The following is an 8,610-nucleotide window of genomic DNA, read 5'->3' as shown; positions in this document are numbered from 1 at the left end:
CCCGACCATGTCGCCATCAGAGCTCGATCGCAATCCGCCTAGATGGACGGCGACGTGTCCGGCTGCAGGCTCACATCTCAAGTAAAAAACGATAGTAGATCACCAACGCAAATGTCATCGGCCATGATGCCAAAATCAGGAGTCGGCGGCTTTGGGCGGAGCTCGCTTGCGCGAGGATAGGTAAATAGAAGAAGAAATATCTCGCGTTCTGAAAAGCATGTGTGACTGACGTAAAGAGAAGAACCGTCAGAATGCCAGATCTGACATCGGGCTGATTGAACGCGCTGATATATGATGCCGGCTTGAAGAGCGACCAACCAAAGATCGCAAACAGCAGAAAAGCCGTATAGGTCAGGCCAAACATGAAATCGATCGGAGGCTGTAACGACATGGTCATCGATGCCAGAAAAACAATCACCGATTCAAAATGGCTGAATTCTGGATTCACAATATCGCGTGTCCAGCTATATTTCGCCAAGCTTGGAAACATAGAAGCCAGATTGTTGAAGTTCGCATCGATTACGACGATCGCAATGACTGCGAGCAGGAGAACATATATCCGCGGTCGAAATATCTGAAAAAATATGACGCCGAGACGAAAAAGAATGACGATGATTCCGTTATTATCTCCAGTTATATATGAAGTCGCCACCAGTGCTGAAATCACCACCATTTCCTTCTTCCACCCGAGATTTGTCGAGATCAATGCAAACGGGAAAAAGATGAATTCGATCCTGATTTTGGTCGCAAGATAGGCCGAGAACGGCAGTGCTAAATAGGTCACGAGGACCACTCGTTCCACAAGTCCGACAACCACCAACACGATGACGATGCACAGGGACGCCATCGCCATCAGGACGCGCAGAAAAACTTGGTTGGATTCGTCAAACACCTGCTGTCCATCAAACAACAGCGTGTTGAACTGGTTCCAGCCCCGGACGGCATCCCCATATCCTTGAGCTTCAGGATGAAAGAAGGCAATGCACATCAGCAGGTTTCCGATGAACACGATCCCCGCTTCCAGGACCTGCCGGTCGCTTGCGTTGCTCCTGACTGTTGGTATCGCACTGCTCACTTCTGGGCCAGCTTGTGTTCGTATCTGGCAAACGGTTTATCGACCCAAGAATACAGGAGCGTGGAGGCTATACAAAGCGACCCCGAGATTAACGCAGCAGCTTCGAGCTCAATTAGAACGACGGGCGGGTTCACGACCAGAAATACGGCGATAACCGTATAGATTATGAACTCTGCGACCTGCGCCCAATGTGCGTCGAGTGCATTCTCAAGTTCCAATGTATGCAGAACCGTGGTGATATCTACCGTGCAATCTGTCATACTTCGGCGGCCCGATCAGAGAAAATTGGCATGTTCAACGAATACCAGTGCATTAGATAAACCCGAAATATTCTTTTGGATATGAAATTGTAGATTGCTCCATCGCAGGCCGCACTTGGAATGCCAAGATAGTCTCCACGGAAAAATGACACGGCGCCACCAATTCTACCCGCATCCAAAACATAGATATAGAACAAACCCGAATTATCTGCGGTTTGCGAAAAATCGGCCTGCACTGCAGCTATACCGCCTACCGTTTCACTCAGGAGAAACCTGGCTGGTGCCAGATTGCCCCACCCCGCCTCATCAACAGATTGGGAAAAATCCTGTTTCATGGCTCGGTACTCTTTACAAACATCTTGCTCTAAATCAGAAACGCGGGGCGTTTCCCATACTAGTGATGCGTATAGTCCTTCATCCGGTCATGTAACAAGATGGCATCGTGCTGCAAAGCGCCTGCCTACATCTGCGACGACCATCTGCCCCGCTTTGGCAATCCTGCCTTTGATAGGGCATTTAGACTTGCAAAAGGTGATCGCATTGGCATCCGTGGTTTCATGGGTGTGGACAGGGTGGCTCATTCTTGACTATCTGGGCACACAGTTTTTGTGTTCGGCAAGCGTTTTTTGTTCAGGATGCTGATCCGCACGATCCGCCGCAAGGGACTGGCGAAAGTGTTAGCTTCCTGCACGCGATCTCAATCTGGGTGTCGGTCAAGTGAGAGTAGAAGGTTAATGAGTTTGCACAATACCCCCTCACGACAACATTCCATCTCGGAAGATGGGACCAGACAACTGGCCGAACTGACCAGCACCCTCTGGCGAGGCCGCCATACACTACTGGCGAGCACGCTAGTCGCGCTGGTTCTGGGTGCAGCCTATGTTTTCTATGTCGCGACGCCAATCTACAAGTCTGTCGCAACCTTGGTGCTTGAGGCCCGCGAAGAACAGGTGGTCGATTTGCAGGGTGTCATCAGTGGCCTGCCGCCTGACAGTTCTACTGTGACAACCGAGGTTGAGGTTCTGCGCAGCCGGGGATTGGCCGCCAAAGTCGTCGACTCGCTGAACCTGATTGAGGATCCGGAATTCAATGTGGCGCTGCGGCCCCCCTCTGTTTTGGACAAACTGGTGTCCGTGGCCCGCAGCGTCATACCCCGTCCGAACACCACAGAGATGCTCCCGGCAACCGAAGCTCAGGTCCGCGAGGCGGTCGTCGGCGAACTGCTCAAACGGCAGTCGGTGCAGAATGTCAGCGGCAGCCTGGTCTTTCATGTCTCGATCCTTAGCGGATCGGCAGAAAAGGCCGCATTGATCGCCAATACATTTGCCGAAGTCTACATTTCGGATCAGCTGCAAGTCAAATTCGACGCTGCAAATCAGGCAACCGACTGGTTGACCAAAAGAGTTGGTGAGTTGCAGGTCGAGCTTGAGAGAAGTGAAACTGCCGTCAGGACGTTTCGGTCCAAGACCGATCTGATCGACGCCGAGGCGCTGGCATTGTTGGACCGGCAGCAAAAGGAAGTACGCGCCCGTCTTGATGCTGCTCGCGCGGAACTTGCGGACCAGCGCGCTTATGATGGTAATCTGGCCACGGCATTGGATGCTGAACTGGCGGAGCTGACGCGGGATGCTACTTTGATGCGCATCCTGAGCGAGGCCGACGGGCCATTGAGCCCGGAACAAAGGACAAATTTCGATGCGGTTGCCAGCCGTCTTCGTGAGCAATCCGCACAAGCCCTGAATCAAACAACACAGGACGTTGCGACGCTCGACACGACTGCAAACGCGCTACAGCACCGCATCGACGAGCAATCTGCCGATCTTATCATACTAGACCAGCTCATGCGCGAGGCTCAGGCCAGCCGACTGCTTTACGAGTACTTTCTCAATCGAATGAAAGAAACGTCGGCCCAACAGGGCATCCAGCAGGCGGACAGCCGGGTGCTGTCCTATGCGGTCGCGCCAACCGACGCCGCATTACCGCGCGTTTCGCTGATTCTGGCGGTGGCCGGACTGGCAGGTTTCCTGTTGAGCGCCGCGTTCTGCATCAGCAGGGCAGTGTCTCTGGCAGGTGGGTTTCACACGTCAACCGAGCTCGAAGCGTTCACCGGCAAAGCCGTCCTTGGAGAGGTTCCCAGAATTCGGACCCGCAATCGGTCACAATTCTTCAAATACCTGCGCGAGAACCCGACGTCTGCCATTGCTGAGGCCTTCAGAAACCTTCGGACCTCCGTGCTTATGTCAAACTCAGATACTCGGCCGCGCGTTATACTTGTGTCCTCTTCTCTTAGCGGAGAAGGAAAATCTGGTATCAGTCTGGCTCTGGCCCACCAAATGTCCGAATTGGGTGGCAAGATCTTGTTGGTAGATGCGGATACCCGTCGCGGTGGGCTTGCCAGCTATCTGGGTGTGAACCCGTCGGAACGCACGCTGACCGAAGCCGTGAAAGAAGACCTCGACTGGCGCGACGCCGTGATCCCGGAAACCATCCACAACCTCGATTTTGTGCCCGGTGGTGCAGGGATTTCGAATATCCCCGACTATTTTGCCAAACAGTGGTTTCCCACCTTCATCGAGGAAGCCCTGCAGCAATATGACACCATCGTCATCGATACGCCTCCTGTCCTGCTGGTGACAGATGCGCGCATTCTAGCACGGATTGCCGACACCATCCTGTTCGTCGTGCGCTGGAACAGCACGTCGCAGCAGCAGGTTCAGGATGGTATCAAAAAATTCGAAAGCCTTGGCTATCCTGTCTCCGGGTTGATCATGTCGATGCTCGACGGCAAAGGAATGCGCCGATACGGCTATGATAACCCCTACGGCGCGACAAACGGCCGTGGCACGTCATATTTCAAGAACTGACATGTGCGGACTGTCAACAGACACGTCGCGACTGCGCGACATTCAGATGCCCTGTCAAAATGAAAAGGATTGGTTCTTGCGTTTGTCTATTGAACCCCTGTCAGTTCTCCGAGCTGTCGCCCTGACGGCATCATTCTGGCTTGTTTCGTCATCAGTTCTCATGGCGCAAACCGTTTCCGATTACGCGCTATCGCGCAACGATGTGCTGCGAATTGACGTCGTAGACAGGCTGGCGCAGGTCGATGTGCTGCCTCCCTTGGAGAAGGTTTCGGGCACTTACCAGATCGATTCCAGCGGCAGGGTCAACATTGCCTTTGTCGGCCCAATCACGGCACAGGGTTTGGCCGTTGGCGAGCTCTCAGAGCAATTGGCCAAAGAACTCGGCCGTGCCTTTGGCTTGATCGAACTGCCGGGTGTTGCGGTTTCGGTCGAACAATACGCCCCTGTCTATGTTGCAGGGCAAGTTGAGCTGTCAGGGGCCTACACACTGCCCCCCGGGGCGCTTGCCTTACAGGCGCTGGCTCTCGCGGGTGGTCTCAAATCCGCTGACGAGCAAACCTATGCGGTGGAACGCGATTTGTTCGAAGGCAAGTTCAACAACCTCATGCTAGAGGAAGGCATCCTGCGTCTTGAGGCACGATCTGCGCGGCTTGAGGCGGAACAGTCAGGGGCGGACGTTGTCACTTATCCGGGCTCCCTAAGCCAAGGCGCGCATCCTAATGCCGCCAAAATCATACAGCTTGAAAATCAAGCGTTCGACCTTGCCCGACAGCGGTATCTGGAAGACCTGGCCGCGCTCGACGAGCTCGAAGACCTTCTACGTACTGAACTCGCGTCCAACGAACGGAAACTGACAACGCAAAAGGAGCGGTTGGGTGTGGTTGCCGCTGCCGCGGATGATCTGGACCAACTGGCCGAACGCGGGTTGGTTCGGACCGATCGACTGCTTGCGATCCAATCCACGCAGGCCAGTATCGAAGTGACGGTGATCGACCTTGAGCAATCGATATACCAAGGGCGTGCCCGACTGGCTGAAATCGAACGGGAACGGCGGTTCGCAACAACGGACAGAGGCGAAAGAGCGTTGCTGGAACTGGTTCAGGTCCGCGAAGAACTTGCCATCGCGCAAACCACGCTGGAAATGGAAAATGCACTCTCGCGGGTTTCAGTGAACCACCTTGGCGCGGCACGGGCCGACGCGATCAACGCGACAGAACCAAGTTTCCGCATCCTTCGTGAGGGTCCAAACGGTCTGGAAACCATCGAGGCAACTGGACAAACCCAACTAAGGCCCAATGATTTCCTTGAGGTTCTCATCAATCAGGCGCGTGAGTAGCCCGTCGCATTTGGCTTCTGCATGCGATGAAGTCTATTAATCCATGCACGGTCCTGTCACCGTCACGACATTAATTAGCTACGAATGGCCTTGAATCGTGTCGAAGTTTTCACCTAGTTTGAAGGCGCGCCCGCTGAACTATCTCAGGCGGCTGTTCTCGCATAGGAATGATGACGACACGTTCCCACCCCCCAAACCGGGTGTGAGAATATTAGCCATCGGCGACGTGCACGGCTGTGCCCAACAGCTTGACGCAGTATTGCGCCAGAATGACTGTGAGCGGGTTGTCTTTCTGGGGGACATGATCGACCGCGGCCCTAACAGCCGGACGGTCCTTGAGCGTATTTTTTCGTTGCAGGAAGACAATCCCCAAACGGTATTTGCCCTGAAGGGAAATCACGAAGACATGGCGTTGCGCTTCCTCGATAACCCCGTACGGAACGGACCGTTTTGGTTGCGAAATGGCGGACTGCAAACGCTCGCCAGTTTCGGACTGACCGGGCTGTCGGAACTGTCCCGGCAAAACGCGCTCGAAGACGCCGCCATGAAATTCCGAGCTTCGCTCGGGCGAGAAATGGCAGAATGGTTACAAGACCTCCCCGCGCGCCTGCAATTCAGAAACGTCCATTTCGTACACGCCGGTGCCGATCCCGGTCGCCCAATGGGAACGCAGGACAACGCCTCCTGTATCTGGGGCCACCCGGACTTTCTGAGAGTGGCCCGGCAAGACTCCCAATGGGTCGTGCACGGTCACACCATCGTCGACCAACCGGCCATCAAGAACGGGAGAATTTCCGTTGACACCGGCGCCTATGCAACAGGGACGCTTACGGCAGCGGTGATCGACGATGGAGTGACATTCTTGCGGAGCGATGGCCAAGTTCCATAGCCATATCTGCTGAAAGACAAGTCATGACCTCGCGCGCGACTTGATCCATTTAGAATGCGGACATTAGACACAATAAGCGAAGCCGAGTTAATTAGACCTGTGAATCGCAGCGCATCATCGTCTTTCTGGGATGGTCGGTATTGCAGGAAACTCCGCACCATTAGCTCTGACGCCCGTGTAAATCACCATGTCACAGAATACCAAAGATGGTGTATCGCGGCGGCTGCGATTTCGAATGTCGTATTTGGGTTGCAGCCCCTTCATTTAAGATGATGTGATCGGGGTCATCCTGACCTTGAGCATCAAGGAAGGAATGGCGATATGGCACATTTTGTAGGATTGGACGTTTCGGTACAAGAAACAGCGGTGTGCGTTGTCGATGAAGTCGGTAAGGTGATCTGCGAGCGCAAAGTCCCAACTGAGCCGGATGACATAGCTGCTCTGCTGACCTCGATTGGCGGTGATTGTGCCCGGGTCGGGATTGAGGCAGGACCATTGTCGCAATGGCTGGTGAACGGGCTGACCGAGGCGGACCTGCCTGTCATATGCGTCGAGACACGGCATATGAAAGCGCTGCTCAAGGCCCAGCAGATCAACAAGAGTGATCGCAATGACGCCCGCGGGATCGCCCAGATGATGCGCGTGGGATTGTTCAAGCCGGTGCATGTCAAGACGCTGGCCGCTCAGGAACAAAGGATGCTGCTGACCAGTCGCAAGCTGCTCCAACGCAAATTGCTCGACATCGAGTGTGACATGCGCGGCACGCTACGCAACTTCGGCCTGAAGGTCGGTGTTGTTAGCACAAAGAACTACGACATGCGGATCCGCGAGTTGGTTGAAAGTCTCCCCAGACTGGCCGCAATCGTCGATCCTCTGCTGACGGTTCGGCAGGTGATGCGCCAGCAATTGGCAACCCTTCACAAGATGTTACTCAATATGGTGCGCGACGATCCGGTGTGTCGACGGTTCATGACAGTCCCAGGGGTCGGTCCGGTTGTTGCACTGACCTACCAAGCCTCGATCGATCAACCGCACCGCTTTGTGCATTCCCGGGATGTCGGCGCACATGCCGGTCTGACGCCCAAGCGATACCAGTCCGGCGAGATCGACTATGACGGCGGTATCTCCAAATGCGGTGACGCCATGCTGCGGAGCATGCTCTATGAGGCGGCACAATCGATGCTGACTCGTTCCAAAAATTGGTCATGGCTCAAGGCTTGGGCCATGCGGGTTGCACAGCGACGCGGCATGCGGCGCGCGACCGTAGCACTTGCCAGACGCATTGCTGTCATTCTCCACCGCATGTGGATTGATGGCACCGACTTCCGCTGGAGCAACAGCGCTGTAAAGGCGGCCTGACAAACACGCTCTGGTCCCGAGATCTGCCTCGGCAGAATGATGTCCTCACGGGGACGACGGGTGGGGCGAGTTCGCAGTGGCTGCAGATCCTGCTGCGTTTGCAGCAAGGGCGCCTCAAAGATTGAACCACTCCATTCTTCTTACCCCATCATGAGGCAGCCACACGCCGACCTCGAAGAGAAGCACGAGCTCCGTGACGGCACATCGGCTAGGCAGATCAATAGCTTAAAGGAACATAACATGACATGATAAACCCACTCTTGACATAGGCCGCGATAGAGAAGCAGCCCCTATGGGCGGATCGTACTCCTCTGATACTAAGAAAAGAAATTGACTCCGCCGATAGAGATCGAACCTAGGGACAAACGAGTAACAGCCAATCATAGGGATTCAGCTTCCCGAACCTGGTCTTGACTTGACGTTGGTTTTCCAATGGATTACCTGCTGAAACTATAGAGCGGGCGTTGTGTAGTGGTAAGACCTTAGCCTTCCAAGCTAATGACGCGAGTTCGATTCTCGCCGCCCGCTCCAGAGATACACCCTGAATAATCATATCTATTAGCCATGAGAGAACTGCGCCTGTTTCCCCTTGCACTTTGCTGGGACAAACACGGGTCGCATCAAGATGTTGATGAATGTGACATCAAAGCACATCGTCAAACGCAGGTCAGAACCCACTGAGACGACCTGCGACTCTGTCGGCTGACTGCTTAACAACGTCCCCTCATCTGATCAGTGACTGGGATCGGTTGCCAAACCGTGGTGGCATTGGGCTAGGTCCCGAGTGATGTATCTCTGTTTTTGCATTTCACATCCCGTTGGACAAA

7 protein-coding genes and 1 tRNA gene are annotated in these 8,610 nt (G+C 54.5%); 5 read left to right on the top strand and 3 right to left on the bottom strand.

Translation table 11 applies throughout. The features are described 5' to 3' along the window. Window positions 1-70: 70 nt before the first annotated feature. From ABJO75_RS14855 to ABJO75_RS14845, 3 genes are read right to left on the bottom strand one after another with little or no spacing between them, the layout of a single operon-like run. A complete protein-coding gene (locus tag ABJO75_RS14855) occupies window positions 71-1,075 on the bottom strand; it encodes a hypothetical protein (RefSeq protein ID WP_348134166.1) in 1,005 nt (334 codons plus the stop codon). Continuing rightward, window positions 1,072-1,335 carry a hypothetical protein gene (locus ABJO75_RS14850; protein WP_348134165.1) on the bottom strand — a complete coding sequence of 88 codons (264 nt, stop codon included), beginning with the start codon at window positions 1,333-1,335 and terminating at the stop codon, window positions 1,072-1,074. The genes ABJO75_RS14855 and ABJO75_RS14850 overlap by 4 nt, the downstream gene beginning before the upstream one ends. After that, window positions 1,332-1,670: a hypothetical protein gene (locus ABJO75_RS14845; RefSeq protein ID WP_348134163.1), complete on the bottom strand. Its 339-nt coding sequence runs from the start codon at window positions 1,668-1,670 to the stop codon at window positions 1,332-1,334. The genes ABJO75_RS14850 and ABJO75_RS14845 overlap by 4 nt, the downstream gene beginning before the upstream one ends. Window positions 1,671-2,069: 399 nt before the next feature. Between ABJO75_RS14845 and ABJO75_RS14840 the strand changes: the two genes are divergently transcribed. From ABJO75_RS14840 to ABJO75_RS14820, 5 genes are all read left to right on the top strand, one after another. After that, window positions 2,070-4,199: a polysaccharide biosynthesis tyrosine autokinase gene (locus tag ABJO75_RS14840; RefSeq protein ID WP_348134161.1), complete on the top strand. Its 2,130-nt coding sequence runs from the start codon at window positions 2,070-2,072 to the stop codon at window positions 4,197-4,199. A gap of 76 nt (window positions 4,200-4,275) precedes the next feature. Continuing rightward, window positions 4,276-5,535: a polysaccharide biosynthesis/export family protein gene (locus ABJO75_RS14835; protein WP_348134159.1), complete on the top strand. Its 1,260-nt coding sequence runs from the start codon at window positions 4,276-4,278 to the stop codon at window positions 5,533-5,535. A 97-nt stretch (window positions 5,536-5,632) separates the two neighbouring features. After that, window positions 5,633-6,424, top strand: a complete 792-nt coding sequence (locus ABJO75_RS14830) for a metallophosphoesterase family protein (protein WP_348134157.1) — start codon at window positions 5,633-5,635, stop codon at window positions 6,422-6,424. 321 nt (window positions 6,425-6,745) lie between these two features. Then, complete coding sequence (locus ABJO75_RS14825) at window positions 6,746-7,783, top strand: IS110 family transposase (RefSeq protein WP_348134155.1); 1,038 nt, start codon at window positions 6,746-6,748, stop codon at window positions 7,781-7,783. A 457-nt stretch (window positions 7,784-8,240) separates the two neighbouring features. Then, a tRNA-Gly gene (locus ABJO75_RS14820) sits at window positions 8,241-8,314 on the top strand. The last annotated feature ends 296 nt before the right edge of the window (window positions 8,315-8,610 follow it).

The sequence above is a fragment of the Sedimentitalea sp. genome (assembly GCF_039973035.1).
Classification (GTDB): domain Bacteria; phylum Pseudomonadota; class Alphaproteobacteria; order Rhodobacterales; family Rhodobacteraceae; genus Sedimentitalea.
This window is presented reverse-complemented; position numbering and strand designations above follow the sequence as displayed.

What these genes read in the sequence shown, in the direction of transcription:
- ABJO75_RS14850 (WP_348134165.1), bottom strand. Translation starts at nt 1,335, where the DNA reads ATGACAGATTGCACGGTAGATATCACCACGGTTCTGCATACATTGGAA.
- ABJO75_RS14845 (WP_348134163.1), bottom strand. Translation starts at nt 1,670, where the DNA reads ATGAAACAGGATTTTTCCCAATCTGTTGATGAGGCGGGGTGGGGCAAT.
- ABJO75_RS14840 (WP_348134161.1), top strand. Translation starts at nt 2,070, where the DNA reads ATGAGTTTGCACAATACCCCCTCACGACAACATTCCATCTCGGAAGAT.
- ABJO75_RS14825 (WP_348134155.1), top strand. Translation starts at nt 6,746, where the DNA reads ATGGCACATTTTGTAGGATTGGACGTTTCGGTACAAGAAACAGCGGTG.